13 protein-coding genes are annotated in these 15096 nt (G+C 68.9%); 5 read left to right on the top strand and 8 right to left on the bottom strand.

Annotation, left to right across the window (positions count from 1 at the left end; genetic code table 11):
- Positions 1 to 570 precede the first annotated feature (570 nt).
- The 4 genes from AC07N1_RS07690 to AC07N1_RS07675 all read left to right on the top strand — a co-directional run bounded on the left by AC07N1_RS07690 (position 571) and on the right by AC07N1_RS07675 (position 5331).
- Positions 571 to 1608 carry a LacI family DNA-binding transcriptional regulator gene (locus AC07N1_RS07690; RefSeq protein WP_494671262.1) on the top strand — a complete coding sequence of 346 codons (1038 nt, stop codon included), beginning with the start codon at positions 571 to 573 and terminating at the stop codon, positions 1606 to 1608.
- A gap of 66 nt (positions 1609 to 1674) precedes the next feature.
- Positions 1675 to 3930, top strand: coding sequence for a beta-glucosidase family protein (locus AC07N1_RS07685; RefSeq protein WP_494671261.1), 2256 nt, complete (start codon positions 1675 to 1677; stop codon positions 3928 to 3930).
- Between the two features lie 223 nt (positions 3931 to 4153).
- A complete protein-coding gene (locus tag AC07N1_RS07680) occupies positions 4154 to 4897 on the top strand; it encodes a hypothetical protein (RefSeq protein ID WP_494671260.1) in 744 nt (247 codons plus the stop codon).
- Between the two features lie 32 nt (positions 4898 to 4929).
- Positions 4930 to 5331, top strand: coding sequence for an OsmC family protein (locus AC07N1_RS07675; protein ID WP_494671259.1), 402 nt, complete (start codon positions 4930 to 4932; stop codon positions 5329 to 5331).
- A 207-nt stretch (positions 5332 to 5538) separates the two neighbouring features.
- On the opposite strand, the gene AC07N1_RS07670 is transcribed toward AC07N1_RS07675, so the two are convergent.
- The 3 genes from AC07N1_RS07670 to petA are packed head-to-tail and all read right to left on the bottom strand — an operon-like array spanning position 5539 to position 8272.
- Positions 5539 to 6393, bottom strand: a complete 855-nt coding sequence (locus AC07N1_RS07670; protein ID WP_494671258.1) for a cytochrome c1 — start codon at positions 6391 to 6393, stop codon at positions 5539 to 5541.
- Between the two features lie 5 nt (positions 6394 to 6398).
- Entirely contained in the window at positions 6399 to 7718 is a 1320-nt protein-coding gene (locus AC07N1_RS07665) for a cytochrome b (protein WP_494671257.1), read from the bottom strand.
- Positions 7719 to 7723: 5 nt separating this feature from the next.
- The gene (petA, locus tag AC07N1_RS07660) at positions 7724 to 8272 is read right to left on the bottom strand and encodes a ubiquinol-cytochrome c reductase iron-sulfur subunit (protein WP_494671256.1); all 549 of its coding nucleotides are present in this window, start codon (positions 8270 to 8272) and stop codon (positions 7724 to 7726) included.
- Positions 8273 to 8471: 199 nt separating this feature from the next.
- On the opposite strand from petA, the gene AC07N1_RS07655 reads away from it, so the two are divergent.
- On the top strand, positions 8472 to 8936 hold the full coding sequence (locus tag AC07N1_RS07655; protein WP_494671255.1) for a tRNA (cytidine(34)-2'-O)-methyltransferase: 465 nt from the start codon (positions 8472 to 8474) through the stop codon (positions 8934 to 8936).
- 133 nt (positions 8937 to 9069) lie between these two features.
- On the opposite strand, the gene AC07N1_RS07650 is transcribed toward AC07N1_RS07655, so the two are convergent.
- The 5 genes from AC07N1_RS07650 to AC07N1_RS07630 form a co-directional block, all read right to left on the bottom strand.
- Complete coding sequence (locus AC07N1_RS07650; protein WP_494671254.1) at positions 9070 to 9648, bottom strand: OmpA family protein; 579 nt, start codon at positions 9646 to 9648, stop codon at positions 9070 to 9072.
- A gap of 435 nt (positions 9649 to 10083) precedes the next feature.
- Positions 10084 to 12672, bottom strand: coding sequence for an ATP-dependent chaperone ClpB (clpB, locus tag AC07N1_RS07645; RefSeq protein ID WP_494671253.1), 2589 nt, complete (start codon positions 12670 to 12672; stop codon positions 10084 to 10086).
- 101 nt (positions 12673 to 12773) lie between these two features.
- Complete coding sequence (locus AC07N1_RS07640) at positions 12774 to 13523, bottom strand: M48 family metallopeptidase (RefSeq protein ID WP_494671252.1); 750 nt, start codon at positions 13521 to 13523, stop codon at positions 12774 to 12776.
- A gap of 168 nt (positions 13524 to 13691) precedes the next feature.
- Entirely contained in the window at positions 13692 to 14030 is a 339-nt protein-coding gene (locus AC07N1_RS07635) for a response regulator (RefSeq protein WP_494600894.1), read from the bottom strand.
- A complete protein-coding gene (locus AC07N1_RS07630; protein WP_494671251.1) occupies positions 14031 to 15062 on the bottom strand; it encodes a sensor histidine kinase in 1032 nt (343 codons plus the stop codon). It lies immediately after the preceding gene.
- Positions 15063 to 15096 lie beyond the last annotated feature (34 nt).

Raw genomic sequence — 15096 nt, 5'->3', positions numbered from 1 at the left:
CAACCTGCTTCTGGCGGCCTTGACCCGGTGATGTCCTGTCGGCGACCCCCGGCGCCGGAACGGTGCTGCGAGACAGCCCTCAGTCGCCGCTCACGGTGGCTACATTCCCAAATGTCCCGAGCAAGTCAACAAGAATGTCAACGTTGTCATTTCTGAAAATCACCGGGATGCAACATGCCGCCAGGACATCGAGCGCCACTCAAGCCGCAGCGGAAATTCATCTCATATCATTATTTTATATGGTTTTTTTGCACACTCCACCAAGCCGAACCGCCAAGCGAGACAGCGCTGCCAAGCCTACCGCGCCACGGCTCAATAAAATCTGCGAGCGAGGCCTGGGACGGAATTAAAACCGGAGGACGCGACCGGGAAGGACCTTAAGGCCACGCCTAAATGTCCGCTAAGACATTTATGGACAACATAATGTCCATTGATGAGACAATTTCTGACCCGAACCTGTCCCATCGCATGACAAGCCGATCCAGCTGCGGTATGGCTGGTCAAGGGAGCCGTCCGGCCGCCGCCCTGCCGGGCGCGCGCGGCGACGGCCGAGTCGGGTGCGGGTCTTCAATGTCGACGATTCACGATGTGGCCGAGCGGGCCGGGGTCTCGGCCAAGACGGTCTCGCGGGTCCTCAACGACCACGCCAGCGTCACCGCCAAGACTCGCGACAAGGTGCGCGAGGCGATGTCCGCCCTCGGCTACCAGCCCAGCGCCGTGGCGCGCCAGTTCCGCGCCCAGGGCTCGTCGGCCGTCGGCGCCCTGATGGGCGACCCCAGCGGCGGCTATCACACCCGCACGCACCACGCCCTGCTGCTGGCCTGCCTGGAAACCGGCCGCCACCTGACGGTCGAGCTGTTCGACGGCCCGATCGCCGGCTGGCAGGACCGCATCCGCGCCTTCGTCGAGGACGGCGGCATCCGCGAGGTCGTGCTGCTGCCGCCCGAATGCGACTTCGGCCCGCTGAAGGCGCTGCTGCGCGAGCTGGAAGTGCGCTGCGTGCTGATCTCGCCGACCACGCCCGACCCGCACTTCCCCGCCATCGCCATGGACGACCGCGCCGCCGCCCGCGAGGTGGTCGAGCACCTGTTCAGCCTGGGCCACACCCGCATCGGCCATATCTCGGGCCACCCCGACCACGCCGCCAGCACCCATCGCCGCAACGGCTTCTTCGAGGCCTACGCCGCCGCCGGCCTGCCGCGCCCGGCCCCGGAGCTGATCGTGCAGGGCGAGTTCACCTTCAAGACCGGCCTCGACGCCGCCAGGCTGCTGCTCGAGATCGACAATCCGCCGACCGCGATCTTCGCCGCCAACGACGAGATGGCCGCCGCCACCTGCATGGAGGCCCAGCGCCGCGGCCTGCGCATTCCCGACGACATCTCGGTGGTCGGCTTCGACGACGCGCCGATCGCCGGGGTGATCTGGCCGACCCTGACCACCATCCGCCAGCCGTTCGAGCCCATGGCCCTGCGCGCCCTGCAGACCTTCGCGGCCTGGAACAGCGGCGAGTCGGGCCTGCGCACCGGGCCGTTCCTGGCCCAGCACAGCCTGGTGATCCGCGAATCCACCGGCCCAGCCCGCAAGGGTCCGCCGGCCAAGACCAGCTGACGGAGCGCTCCGTCCGCGAAAGCACCGCCGGCGCGTCCGGCCAATAATATCCGTGTGGGAGGTAGAATGAACTCGCGTTTCCGCGCCAGCGCCCTGGCCCTGACGATCGCTCTCGGGGGCCTCTCCGCCCTGCCCGCCTGCGCCCAGGATCATGCCGGCCACGCCGCCGCTCCGGCCGCCCAGCCCTGGCTCGATCCCAAGCTCGACGCCGACACCCGCGCCGACCTCGTCCTCAAGGCCATGACCCAGGACGAGAAGCTGACCCTGGTCTACGGCTACTTCGGCGCCGACATGAAGCCCAAGTACACGCGCATCGAAGGCTCGCTGCCCGGCTCGGCCGGCTACGTGCCGGGCCTGCCGCGCCTGGGCATCCCGGCCCAGTGGGAGACCGACGCCGGCGTCGGCGTGGCCACGCAAGGCAGCGCCGCCGAGTTCCGCGAACGCACCGCCCTGCCCTCGGGCATGGCCACCACCGCCACCTGGAACCCGGAGTTGGCAGAAAAGGGCGGCGCGATGATCGGCTCGGAGGCCCGCAACTCGGGTTTCAACGTCATGCTGGCCGGCGGCGTCAACCTGGTCCGCGAGCCGCGCAACGGCCGCAACTTCGAATATGGCGGTGAAGACCCGCTGCTGGCCGGCGTCATGGTCGGGGCCCAGATCAAGGGCATCCAGTCGGCCAAGATCGTCTCGACGATCAAGCACTACGCCCTGAACGCCCAGGAGACCGGCCGCTTCGTGGTCGACAGCCGGATCGGCCAGGCCGACGCCCGCACCTCCGACCTGCTGGCCTTCCAGATCGCCATCGAGGCGTCGGAGCCGCACTCGGTGATGTGCGCCTACAACCGCGTCAACGGCGACTACGCCTGCGAGAACGACTGGCTGCTCAACAAGGTGCTCAAGCAGGACTGGGGCTACAAGGGCTACGTCATGTCCGACTGGGGCGCGGTGCATTCCGGCTCCAAGTCGGTCAACGCCGGCCTCGACCAGGAATCAGCCGGCGACGCCTTCGACAAGCAGCCCTTCCTGGCCAGCGTGCTGAAGGCCGACCTGGCCAGCGGCGCGGTCAGCCAGGCGCGCCTCGACGACATGGCCCGCCGCATCGTCCGCTCGCTGTTCGCCAGCGGCGCGGTCGACCACCCAGTGAAGATCGCCCCGATCGATCTCGCGGCCAACGGCAAGGTCAGCCAGGCCGACGCCGAGGAAGGCATGGTCCTGCTGAAGAACGACAAGGGCCTGCTGCCCCTGGCGCTGAAGGCCCAGAAGATCGCCGTGATCGGCGCCTACGCCAATGTCGGCGTGCTGTCGGGCGGCGGCTCCTCGCAGGTCTATCCGGCCGGCGGCCGCGCCGTACAGGGCCTGGAGCCCAAGACCTGGCCCGGCCCGGTGATCTACTACCCGTCCTCGCCGCTGAAGGCGCTGCAGGCCCGCGCGCCCCAGGCCAAGTTCACCTACAATGACGGCAAGGACGCCGCCGCCGTGGCCAAGCTGGCCGCCGACAGCGACCTCGTCATCGTCTTCGCCGACCAATGGACCACCGAGTCGGAAGACGCGCCGTCCCTGACCCTGCCCAAGAACCAGGACGCGACGATCGCGGCGGCCGCCAAGGCCGGCAAGAAAGTGGTCGTGGTGCTGGAGACCGGCGGGCCGGTGACCATGCCGTGGCTGAACGACGTCGGCGCGGTGCTGCAGGCCTGGTATCCGGGCACCAACGGCGGCGAGGCCATCGCCCGCGTGCTGACCGGAGAGGTCGACGCCTCCGGCCGCCTGCCCGTGACCTTCCCGACCGGCGAGGCCCAGCTGCCCCGCCCCGTGCTCGACGGCGATCCCAAGACGCCGGAAGCGCTTTTCTCGGTCGACTATTCGATCGAGGGCGCGGCCATCGGCTACAAGTGGTTCGACAAGAAGGGCCTGCAGCCGCTGTTCCCGTTCGGCCACGGCCTGTCCTACACCTCGTTCGCCTATTCGGACCTGAAGACCGCCACCGCCGGCGGCAAGCTGACCGTGTCGTTCAAGGTCACCAACACCGGCAAGCGGGCCGGCAAGGACGTGCCGCAGGTCTATGTCTCGCCCAAGGCCGGCGGCTGGGAAGCCCCGCGCCGCCTGGCCAGCTTCCAGAAGGTCACCCTCGCCCCCGGCGCCAGCCAGGTCGTCACCCTGACCGTCGACCCGCGCCTGCTGGCCACCTGGGACGACGCCGCCCACGGCTGGAAGGTCGCGGCCGGCGACTACGAGGTGCAGCTGGGGGCCTCCTCGGCGGCGATCAGCGCCAAGGCGACGGCGACCGTGGCGGCGCAGAGCGTGCCGGTGGGGTTGTTGAAGTAAGGGGGAAGGCCCCCTCAGTCGCTCCGCGACAGCTCCCCCAGAGGGGGAGCATCTGGATGCATAGATCCTCCCCCTCTGGGGGAGGTGGCCCGGAGGGCCGGAGGGGGGCGGACGCGGCAGCGTCCGCCCGCTTTCGTTCAAGCCATGCACGCGGCATCGGGCTATGCCCCATCCTCTCACCCGGCGCTTCCCACCGCCGCCGCACACGCTCTAGTCTCCCTCCATGCGCGCCCCGCTCCTCGCCCTGGCCCTGACCCTCGCGACCGCCGCTTCGGCGCGGGCGGGCGAGACGGCCTGCTGGTTCGAGAACGGCGCGGTCGTCGCCCCCGCCGCGATCGGCGACATGACCGGCGACTTCGTCATCGACCTGTCGGCGCCCCGAACCCTGCTGCACGAGACCAAGGCCCAGGCGGGCGGCTTCGAGGCGACCGACCTCTCCCTGCCGATCCGCGTCGCCGGCGAGGCCCTGCCCGCCCTGCCGGTGACCGTCATCGATCTCGACTATCGCGGCGTCGGCTTCGTCGCCCCCATCGCCGGCGTCATCGGCGCCGACGTCCTGGCCCGCTACACCGTGGTGATCGACTTCGCCCCCTGCCGCCTGACGCTGGCGCCCGCCGACGGCCTCGCAAGGCCTTCAGGACGCGCCCTCCCCGTCGAGATGATCGGCGGAGTGCCGACGGTGCGGGCGACCGCCTCCGACGGCTTCACGAGCGTCCAGGGGCCCTTCGCCCTCGACACCGCCTCGGGCGGCGCGCTGCGCGCCCGGGGACCGGCCGACGGCCCGCGCCAGAAGCCGGCCGGCACGGTGGCGGCCCTGGCCTTCGACGGCCGCCTCTATCCCCGCGCCCGAGCCGTCAAGGCCGGCGACCTGCCGCCCGGCGTGGTCGGAGCGCTGGGCGTCGAGGTGCTGGCCCGCGGCCGCCTGCGACTGGACCCGGCCGCCCACGCCCTATGGCTGACGCCCTGATCCTTTCTTCTTCCCTGTACGGAGCTTCCCCCATGGCCTCGCGCGCCCACGCCGTCACCACCGATCCGCGCCACACGATCCTGCTCGAGGTGAACGGCCACAAGCTGGTCGGCGACGAGCCCCCGGCCCTCGGCGGCCAGGACGCCGGCCCGCCGCCGTTCGGCTTCGTGCTGGCCGGTCTGGCGGCCTGCACCGCCACGACGCTGCGGATGTACGCCGACCGCAAGGGCTGGGGCGAAGTGACCATCACCGTCGACCTGGCGCTCGACACGCACGGCGACAAGCCCAGGATCGACCGCAAGGTGGCCGCCACCGGAGATCTGGACGAAGCCGCCGTCGCCCGCCTGCGCGACGTCGTCGAGCGCACGCCGGTGACCCTGGCCCTGAAGGGCGGGTTCACGATCGATACGGTGCTGGAAAAGGCTGCTGCCTGACGGCCCGGCCTGCTCCTCCCCCGCCTGCGGGGGAGGGGGACCACGAAGTGGTGGAGGGGGCGGCGGCGCGCACGGCGCTCCGTCCCTCGCCCCCTCCGTCACGGCGCTGATAGCGCCGCGCTACCTCCCCCGCTTCGCGAGGGAGGAGTAAAAAAGGGCCCGGCGTCGCCGCCGGGCCCTTCTTCATTCTCAGTGCGAACGCGCCGCTCAGTGCGACTCGTTCTTCCAGACCTGGCGGTAGGCCGCATAGAGCAGGCCCGCGAACAGGATCAGGTAGATCAGCACGGCGAAGCCGGTCTGCTTGCGCTCTTCCAGCTTGGGCTCGGCGGCCCACATCAGGAAGGCCGAGACGTCCTTGGCCTGCTGGTCGACCGTCGAGGGCGTGCCGTCGTCGAAGGTGACGAGGCCGGCCTTCAGCGGCGGGGCCATGGCGATGAAGCCGCCCGGCGGAACATGCTCGTGCGAGCCGCTCCAGTACGAGGTCAGGTCGCCGGCCATGTACGGGTTGTAGTGCTGGCCCACCCCGACCTTCAGGCCGGCCGGCGGATCCTTGTAGCCCGTGACGATGGCGTGGATGTAGTCCGGACCGCCTTCGCGGGCCTTGGCCAGCAGCGACATGTCCGGCGGGAAGGCCCCGCCGTTGCTGGCGCGGGCCGCGGCCTCGTTCGGGAACGGCGAGGGGAAGCGATCGGCGCTGGTGGCCGGACGCTTGATGGCGTCGCCGGTTTCGGAGTCGATGTCGGAGACCTCGAACTCCTTGGCGATCGCCTTGACCCACGGGTTGTCGTTCGAGTTCGGGTACTTCTCGTTATAGAACGGGCCGCCCTTGTCGCCGAGGTTCCGGAAGCTGACCAGCTTCATGGAGTGGCAGGCCGAGCAGACCTCGCGATAGACCTTGTAGCCGCGTTGCAGCTGGGCCTGGTCGAACTTGCCGAACGGTCCCTCGAACGACCAGTGGATCTTCTCGGGTTCCAGCGCGTGACCGGCGGCCAGGGCCGGAGCCGAAGCCCCGACCGTCAGCAGACCCGCGACCGCTGCGATGGCGAAGAGTTTGCGCAGCATCGGGATCAGCCCTTCATTTCAGGCGCGGCGGTCGCTTCGGCCGGCGCGGCGGCCGGGTGCGACAGGGCGGGCGAGGCGATCGAGTCCGGCACGGGCAGGGTCTTCTCGACCAGGCCCAGCACCGGCAGGATCACCAGGAAGAACGCGAAGTAGTAGAGCGAGGCGAACCGGCTCAGCCACACGAAGCTGTTCAGGTCGGAGTCGATCAGGGTGAAGGTCTTGAAGTGACCCAGCACCGGATCGTCCGGCAGCTTGGCGCCGCAGAGGCCCAGGATGCAGCACACCACCACGAAGATGATGAAGTACAGCTTGGCGGTCGGGCGGTAGCGCATCGAGCGCACCTTCGAGGTGTCCAGCCACGGCAGGGCGAACAGGCAGGCGATGGCGCCGAACATGGCCAGCACGCCCATCAGCTTGTCCGGAACGGCGCGCAGGATCGCGTAGAACGGCAGGAAGTACCATTCGGGTACGATGTGCGACGGCGTCACCAGCGGGTTGGCCTCGACGTAGTTGTCGGCGTGACCCAGGGCGTTCGGCAGGTAGAAGACGAACACCGCGAAGAGGATCATGAAGACGCTCATCGCAAAGGCGTCCTTCACCGTGGCGTACGGCGTGAAGGGCAGGGTGTCGGCCTTCGACTTGGGCTCGACGCCGGTCGGGTTGTTCTGGCCGACAACGTGCAGAGCCCAGATGTGCAGGATCACGACCCCCGCGATCATGAACGGCAGCAGGTAGTGCAGCGAGAAGAAGCGGTTCAGCGTGGCGTTGTCCACGGCGAAGCCGCCCCACAGCCAGGTGGTGATCGACGGGCCGACGATCGGCAGGGCGCCGAACAGGTTGGTGATCACGACGGCGCCGTGGAAGCTCATCTGGCCCCAGGGCAGCACGTAGCCCATGAAGGCCGTGGCCATCATCAGCAGGTAGATCACGCAGCCCAGGATCCACAGCACCTCGCGGGGGGCCTTGTAGGAGCCGTAGTAGAGGCCGCGCAGCATGTGGATGTAGACGGCGATGAAGAACATCGACGCCCCGTTGGCGTGCATGTAGCGGATCAGCCAGCCGTAGTTCACGTCGCGCATGATGTGCTCGACGCTGGCGAAGGCGTGGTCGGCGCTCGGCGTGTAGTGCATCACCAGGATGATGCCGGTGATCAGCTGGCTGGCCAGGCACAGCGACAGGATGCCGCCGAAGGTCCACCAGTAGTTCAGGTTACGCGGGGTGGGGTAGTCGACGAAGCTGTCGTAGCCCAGGCGCACGATCGGCAGACGGGCGTCGAGCCAGCGCTCGATACCGGTCTTGGGTTGGTAGGTCGAATGTCCGCTCATCTGGCTTACCCGATCTTGACCTTGGTGTCGGACAGGAAGGCGTACTCCGGAACCACCAGGTTCTTCGGAGCGGGGCCCTTACGGATCCGGCCGGACGTGTCGTAGTGCGAGCCGTGGCACGGGCAGAACCAGCCGCCGTAATCACCGCCGCCGAAGGTGGGCACGCAGCCCAGGTGCGTGCACGAACCGATCAGCACCAGCCATTGAGCCTTGCCCGGCTTGACGCGCTCGGCGTCGGTCTGCGGGTCGCGCAGGCCCGGATCGTGGTCGTCCTTCACGGCGCGGGCGATCTCGGCCGACGTGCGGTTGCGCACGAACAGCGGCTTGCCGCGCCACTTCAGCGTGACCTGCTGGCCGTCGGCGACCTTGGTCAGGTCGAACTCGGTCGAGGCCAGGGCCAGCGTGTCGGCAGAGGGATTCATCTGGTCGATGAACGGCCAGGCAATGGCGGCAGCGCCGCCGGCGGCGGCCGTGACGGCCGCAATGTAAATGAAATCGCGTCGGCTGGGATCGGACCCAGACTCGGTCTTTGCGCCCACGGCGGTGTCGGCCACCTTGTTCCACCCTTCGTTTCCGTCGGACCGGCGAGCGACCCGACCAGGAAGCGCCCATTTAGGCGCAGTATCTTTTATTCGACCCGCAAGCGGATCTTCGCCACAAGGGGCATGCTCCCTATCGGATGGGCGAACAGAGTTCGCAAGCCCTTTCGATGCGCAGCAATGCCCCTACTGGCCCCATGGTTGGTTCGTTAGAATGCGTCTCGCCCTTTTTCAACCCGGCATTCCCCAGAACGTGGGCGCGGCGATTCGGCTTTCGGCCTGCCTGGCGGTCGGGCTGGACGTCATCGAACCCTGCAGCTTTCCCTTGGACGACAAGAGCTTGAAGCGCGCGGCCCTCGACTACGGCCCGCTCACCCACCTGACGCGGCATGATTCGTGGGAATCGTTCCAGGCCGCGCCGCAACGCAGGGAGGGCCGGCTCGTACTTTTCACCACCCGCGGTGACACAAGCTTCCACGACTTCGCCTTCCAGCCCGGCGACACGCTGCTGTTCGGCAACGAGAGTCGCGGCGCCCCCGAAGAGGTGCACGCCGCCGTCGACGCCCGGCTGGTCATTCCGCTGCGCCCCGAGGCCCGATCGCTGAACGTCTCGGTGACCGCGGGCATGGCGCTGGCCGAAGCCCTGCGCCAGACCGGCGGCTTTCCCGCCCTGCCCTGATCTTTCCCTGGCCCGACCACGAAAAAAGGCGGTCCCGTTTCCGGGACCGCCCAAGGTTTGGTCCGGCGCTCGGGCCGGCCAGGCGAGATGTGGAGTCCCCGCCCGCCGGTCTTGGCGTCCCAGGCGGTTAAGCCTAGGCGAGCACCATGATCACGACCCGGCGGTTCTGCGCCCGGCCTTCCTTGGTCTCGTTCGGGGCGATCGGATCTTCCGAGCCGTACGAGATGGTCGCCATCCGGTTCAGGGCCACGCCCTGACGGGACAGGTACTTGCGCACCGCGTCGGCGCGGCGTTGGCCCAGCTTTTCGTTGTAGTCGAGCTCGCCGGTGGCGTCGGTGTAGCCCTGGATCTCCAGGTAGACGTTCTTGTTCTCTTCCTTGAGCTTCGACGCGAAGTCGGCGAGGCGCTGTTCGGCCTCCGGCGACAGGGCGTCCTGGTCGGTCGGGAACTTCACGGAATCGTCGGACAGCACCATCGAGTACATGAACTTGCCCTCGGCCAGCTTGCCGGCCGCGGTGGCGCGTTCCAGGGCCTCGCGCGAGGTCTTGTCGAGTTCCGAGATCTGGGTGTCATGGCCGTCGACGCGGGTGGCGACCCCGCCGACCTGGGTGTTGACGTACTTCTTGGTCGCGCAGCCGCTGACCGCCAGGCCCCCAGCCACCAGCGCGACGACGGTCACCATCTTCAAGCTGCCTTTGACTTGGCCGATCATTGTTCGCCTTCTCTCTTCATTGATCCAAGAAAGCTTGACCTTGGATCTACGCACTCATCCGGGTCGTCTAGCTTTCGCATTACGAAACCGTCAGGTGACAGAGGCGAAAAATGGGCGTGTTCTTGTCGTGATTGGCGCCGCTTCGAACCTATGTTCTTGGTGACTTTATAGACCGCGCGCGATCGTGCGAACGCCGGTTTGGTTCCGCGAATTATTTTCGAATGGAAGCGGATTTTTTTGGCCGTCTGCACGAGACCGAGAGCCGTTTGCGGCCGATCGAAGGGCGCCGGACGGAATCGCCAGGCGGCTTGGAAGCCGGCGCGGCGAGCACATCGCTCGTCCTCCAGATGTAGGGAGCTTTCGCGCGACTTCAAACGAAAAACGCGCGCCCCGGAGGCCGGAGCGCGCGCTTCGTCGCAAGCGATGGACTGACGCCTATTGCAGCGTCGCCCGGCCGAAGGACAGCCCTTCCGGACCGGCCCCGACGGCGATGACGCCGCCGTCCTCGAGCTCGCCGGCCAGCAGGCGGCGGGCGATCGGATCGACCAGCTCCTTCTGGATCACGCGCTTGAGGGGGCGCGCGCCATAGACCGGGTCGTAGCCCTTGTCGGCCAGCCACTGCAGGGCGCCGGCGTCCAGCGCCAGGGTCATGCGGCGATCGGCCAGCAGCTTCTCCACCCGCGCCAGCTGGATGCGGACGATGTCGCTCATGTTCGAGCGGTCCAGCCGCTTGAACAGGATGATCTCGTCGATCCGGTTCAGGAACTCCGGACGGAAGTGGCCGCGCACCGTGGTCATCACCAGCGGACGCACCTCTTCCACGTCGGCCCCGTCCTCCTGGTTGGCCAGGAACTCGGCGCCGAGGTTGGAGGTCATGATGATGATCGTGTTGCGGAAGTCGACCGTGCGGCCCTGGCCGTCGGTCAGGCGACCATCGTCCAGCACCTGCAGCAGCACGTTGAAGACGTCCGGGTGGGCCTTCTCGATCTCGTCGAACAGCACCACCTGGTACGGACGGCGACGGATAGCCTCCGTCAGCGCCCCGCCCTCGTCGTAGCCGACATAGCCCGGAGGCGCCCCGATCAGGCGGCTGACCGAGTGCTTCTCCATGTATTCCGACATGTCCATGCGGGTGATCGCATGCTCGTCGGCGAACATGAACTCGGCCAGGGCCTTGGTCAGCTCGGTCTTGCCCACGCCCGTCGGGCCAAGGAACAGGAACGAGCCGATCGGGCGCGTGGGATCGTGCAGGCCGGCGCGGGCGCGGCGGACGGCGTCGGACACCGCCTCCAGAGCCTCGTCCTGGCCGACCACGCGCGAGCGCAGGGCGACCTCCATCTGCAGCAGCTTTTCGCGCTCGCCTTCCAGCATCTTCTCGACCGGCACGCCGGTCCAACGGCTGACGACGGCGGCGATCTGCTCGGCGTCGACGACTTCCGGCGTCAGGGCCTTCTCCCCGCCGGTCTCGCCGGCCTCGGCGTCGGCCAGGCGCTTTTCGAGCGCCGGGATCTCGCCGTACTGGAGCTGGCCGGCGCGGGCGAAGTCGCCGGCGCGCTGGGCGTTGGCCAGGTCGGCGCGCAGGCGGTCGAGGGCCTCGCGCGCCTGGGCGGCGCCGCCGACCTTGTCCTTCTCGGCCTTCCAGCGGGCGGTCATCTCGTCCGAGCGGAACTGCAGGTCGTCGATCTCGACCTCCAGGTTCTCAAGGCGCTGCTTGGAGGCGGCGTCGGTTTCCTTGGACAGGGCCTCGCGCTCGATCTTCAGCTGCACCAGGCGGCGGTCGATCTCGTCGAGCTCCTCGGGCTTGCTGTCGATCGCCATCCGCACGCGGCTGGCCGCCTCGTCCACCAGGTCGATGGCCTTGTCGGGCAGGAAGCGGTCGGCGATGTAGCGGTTGGACAGGGTCGCGGCGGCCACGATGGCGCTGTCGCTGATCCGCACCCCGTGGTGGACCTCGTACTTCTCCTTCAGGCCGCGCAGGATCGAGACGGTGTCCTCCACCGTCGGCTCCTGCACGAACACCGGCTGGAAACGACGCGCGAGCGCGGCGTCCTTCTCGACGTGCTTGCGATACTCGTCCAGCGTCGTGGCGCCCACGCAGTGCAGCTCGCCGCGCGCCAGGGCGGGCTTGAGCAGGTTCGAGGCGTCCATCGCCCCGTCGCTCTTCCCGGCGCCCACCAGCGTGTGCATCTCGTCGATGAACAGGATGATCGAGCCCTCGGCGGCCGTGACCTCGCCGAGCACGGCCTTCAGCCGCTCCTCGAACTCGCCGCGATACTTCGCGCCGGCGATCAGGCTGCCCATGTCGAGCGACAGCAGCTTCTTGTCCTTCAGGCTCTCGGGCACGTCGCCGTTGACGATGCGCTGGGCCAGGCCTTCGACAATGGCGGTCTTGCCGACGCCGGGCTCGCCGATCAGCACCGGGTTGTTCTTGGTGCGGCGCGACAGGACCTGGATGGTGCGGCGGATCTCCTCGTCGCGGCCGATCACCGGGTCGATCTTGCCGTCGCGGGCGGCGGCCGTCAGGTCGCGGGCGTAGCGCTTCAGCGCGTCATAGCCTTCCTCGGCCGTGGCGCTGTCGGCGGTGCGGCCCTTGCGCAGGGCGGCGGCGGCGGTCTCCAGACTCTGGGCCGAGACGCCGGCGTCCTTCAGGGCCTTGGCGGTTTCCGCCCCGTCCTTGGCGATGGCCACCAGCAGGCGCTCGGTGGTGACGAAGGCGTCGCCGGCCTTCTTGGCGCCGTCCTCGGCGGTGGCGAACACCCGGGCGGTGTCGGGCTTCATGTAGAGCTGGCCGCCGGCGCCGTCGACGCGCGGGTTCTTGGCCAGAATCGCGTCCACGGCGGCGTCGGCCGCGTCGTGGCGACCGCCGGCGTTGGCGATGATGGTGCGCGAAAGCCCGTCCTTTTCTTCCAGCAGCACCTTCAGAAGGTGTTCGGGCCCGAGCTGCTGGTGACCACGGGCCAGGGCGAGGCTCTGCGCGGACTGCACGGCCTGCTTGGCGCGGTCGGAATAGATGTCGATCTTCACTCTGAACGTCCCCTTGTTAGGCGGATCCGGCCGGCTCGCCTCCGAGAAGCACGAACCGGTCCGTCAGGGGATGTAGTGTGACCTTCAGGCCACACAAGGCGTCACCAGCCCCGGCTGGCGATATAAGTTTCCAGGGCCTGGATGCGGGTGGCGTCCGACGGGTGGGTCGAGGTGAACTCGGCGCGGTTCGAACCGCCCTGGGCCTGCATCTTGCGCCACAGGGCCACGGCTTCGCGCGGGCGGTAGCCGGCGCGCTGCATGAAGTCGACGCCCAGGCGATCGGCCTCCAGTTCGTGCTTGCGCGAGAAGGGCAGCAGGAAGCCGACCTGCGCCCCGGCCCCGCCCAGCGAGGCCACGGCCTTGCCGCCGTCGCTGGCGCCGCCTCCGGCCGCCGCCGAGGCGATCGCGAGAACCAGTTGCGTGCCCACCTGCTGCGAATAGCGCTCTGCGGCATGGCGGGCGACGACGTGCGCGGCCTCGTGGCCCAGCACGGCGGCCAGCTGGTCGTCGTTGTCGACCATCTGCACCAGCCCCGAATTGACGCCCACATGGCCGCCCGGCAGTACGAAGGCGTTGGGCGTCGGATTGTCGAAGACCACGTAGTCCCACGGCCGGTCGGCCAGGCCCGCGGCCGTCACGACCCGCTGCCCCACTCGCTCGACCCGGCCGTTCAGGCGCGGGTCCTGCGAGATCTTGCCGGTGCGCAGCGCCTGGCCCCACGCCTGCTCGCCCGAACGGGCCAGGGCCGCCTCGTCGACGACCGCGAACTGGTCGCGGCCAAGCTCGGCGTTGTAGGCGCAGCCGGACAGCATCAGGCCGGCGATCAGGACAAGCGACGGGCGAAGGCGCATGGGCGGCACGCGTTATTGTTGTCGGGGCCTCGACTTAAGTCACTGAGACTGCCGCGCGCAACAAAGATCCTCCCCCTCTGGGGGAGGTGGCGCGAAGCGCCGGAGGGGGGGCGGTTTCAGCTTCCGGGGCCTTGGCCGACTTCGCGGCCCTTCCCCTCTGCACCGTCTTCAGCGCGCCGCCGCGATCGTCCGCGCCAGGTGCCTGGGATCGACCGGCTTGCTGAGGATCGGAGCGTCGCGCAGGTCGGCGCGCACGCCCTGGTCGCCATAGCCAGTGACGAAGGCGAAGGGTACCCCGCGCTCGCGCAGCACGTCAGCGGCCGCGAACGAGGTGCCGCCGTCCAGGTTGACGTCCAGCAGGGCGAAGTCGACCTGTTCGCGCCGCGCGGCCTCGACGGCGGTCTCGGCCGAGACGGCGGGGCCGGTGACCTCGCAGCCCAGGTCGGTCAGCAGGTCCTCGACCAGCATGGCCACCATGATCTCGTCCTCGACGATCAGAACGCGCATTCAGGCGGCTCCTCGGGCCGGTACGGCATTGGCGGCCGGTTTGCGACGAAGCCGGGCGACGATGGCGCAGGCCACGCCGTCGGGCTGGTAGTCCAGGGTCGCCTCGCCATCGAGTTCCAGGGCCAGGCCCCGGGTGATCAGGCGGCTGCCGAAGCCCTGGCGCTCGGGCGGCGAGACCAGCGGTCCGCCGCTCTCCTTCCAGCCCAGCCGCAGGCGCTCGTCGTCGCCCTCGCCTTCCCGGCGCCACTCGATCGTGACCTGGCCGGCGGACGTGGACAGGGCGCCGTACTTGGTGGCGTTGGTGGTCAGCTCGTGCAGGGCCAGCGACAGCGACAGGGCCGTCTTCGGCGACAGCCGCACCGAGGGTCCCGCCAGGGCGAAACGCGTGGCGTCGCCATGGGATTCGATCAGCCCGGCCAGGATGTCGCGCAGGTCGGCGCCCTCCCAGCTTTCGCGGGTCAGGATGTCGTGGGTGCGGGCCAGGGCCAGCAGGCGGGTGGTGAGGGACTCGCGGGCGTCGCCCAGGTCGGCGGCGTTGCGCAGGGTCTGGCCGGCCACCGACTGCACGGTGGCCAGGGTGTTCTTGACCCGGTGATTGAGCTCGTTGACCAGAAGGCGCTGCAGTTCCTCGGTCCGCTTGCGCTCGGTGACGTCGCGCATCACGCCGGTGAAGAACCGCCGCCCGCCCGAGCGCCATTCGGCGATGGAGAGCTCCAGGGGAAAGGTCGAGCCGTCCTGGCGGCGGCCGAACACCTCGCGGCCGATTCCGATGATCCGGCGCTCGCCGGTGGCGCGGTAGGTCTGGAGATAGCCGTCGTGCCCCGCGTGATGCGGCTCGGGCATCAGGGCGTTGACGTTGGCCCCGATCATGTCGGCGGCGGCATAACCGAACAGCCGCTCGGCGGCGGGATTGAACGCCTCGATGCGGCCGTGCTCGTCGATCACGACGATCGCGTCCACCGCCGTATCGACGATGGCGCGATAGCGGGCCTCTTCGCCCGCGCCGCCGGTCTTGGCTCCACGCCCGCCCATGGCCGGCTCTCCTGTGGTCCAGAAGAGCCTAGCC

The sequence above is a fragment of the Caulobacter sp. GW821-FHT09B11 genome (assembly GCF_059418205.1).
Note: the sequence above shows the minus strand (reverse complement) of the source record. Positions and strands in the feature narration are given on the sequence as shown.

Excerpts from the sequence above, each read along its gene's own strand:
- AC07N1_RS07690 (WP_494671262.1), top strand. The coding sequence starts at position 571 with ATGTCGACGATTCACGATGTGGCCGAGCGGGCCGGGGTCTCGGCCAAG.
- AC07N1_RS07685 (WP_494671261.1), top strand. The coding sequence starts at position 1,675 with ATGAACTCGCGTTTCCGCGCCAGCGCCCTGGCCCTGACGATCGCTCTC.
- AC07N1_RS07680 (WP_494671260.1), top strand. The coding sequence starts at position 4,154 with ATGCGCGCCCCGCTCCTCGCCCTGGCCCTGACCCTCGCGACCGCCGCT.
- AC07N1_RS07675 (WP_494671259.1), top strand. The coding sequence starts at position 4,930 with ATGGCCTCGCGCGCCCACGCCGTCACCACCGATCCGCGCCACACGATC.
- AC07N1_RS07670 (WP_494671258.1), bottom strand. The coding sequence starts at position 6,393 with ATGCTGCGCAAACTCTTCGCCATCGCAGCGGTCGCGGGTCTGCTGACG.
- AC07N1_RS07665 (WP_494671257.1), bottom strand. The coding sequence starts at position 7,718 with ATGAGCGGACATTCGACCTACCAACCCAAGACCGGTATCGAGCGCTGG.
- AC07N1_RS07655 (WP_494671255.1), top strand. The coding sequence starts at position 8,472 with ATGCGTCTCGCCCTTTTTCAACCCGGCATTCCCCAGAACGTGGGCGCG.
- AC07N1_RS07650 (WP_494671254.1), bottom strand. The coding sequence starts at position 9,648 with ATGATCGGCCAAGTCAAAGGCAGCTTGAAGATGGTGACCGTCGTCGCG.
- AC07N1_RS07640 (WP_494671252.1), bottom strand. The coding sequence starts at position 13,523 with ATGCGCCTTCGCCCGTCGCTTGTCCTGATCGCCGGCCTGATGCTGTCC.
- AC07N1_RS07635 (WP_494600894.1), bottom strand. The coding sequence starts at position 14,030 with ATGCGCGTTCTGATCGTCGAGGACGAGATCATGGTGGCCATGCTGGTC.
- AC07N1_RS07630 (WP_494671251.1), bottom strand. The coding sequence starts at position 15,062 with ATGGGCGGGCGTGGAGCCAAGACCGGCGGCGCGGGCGAAGAGGCCCGC.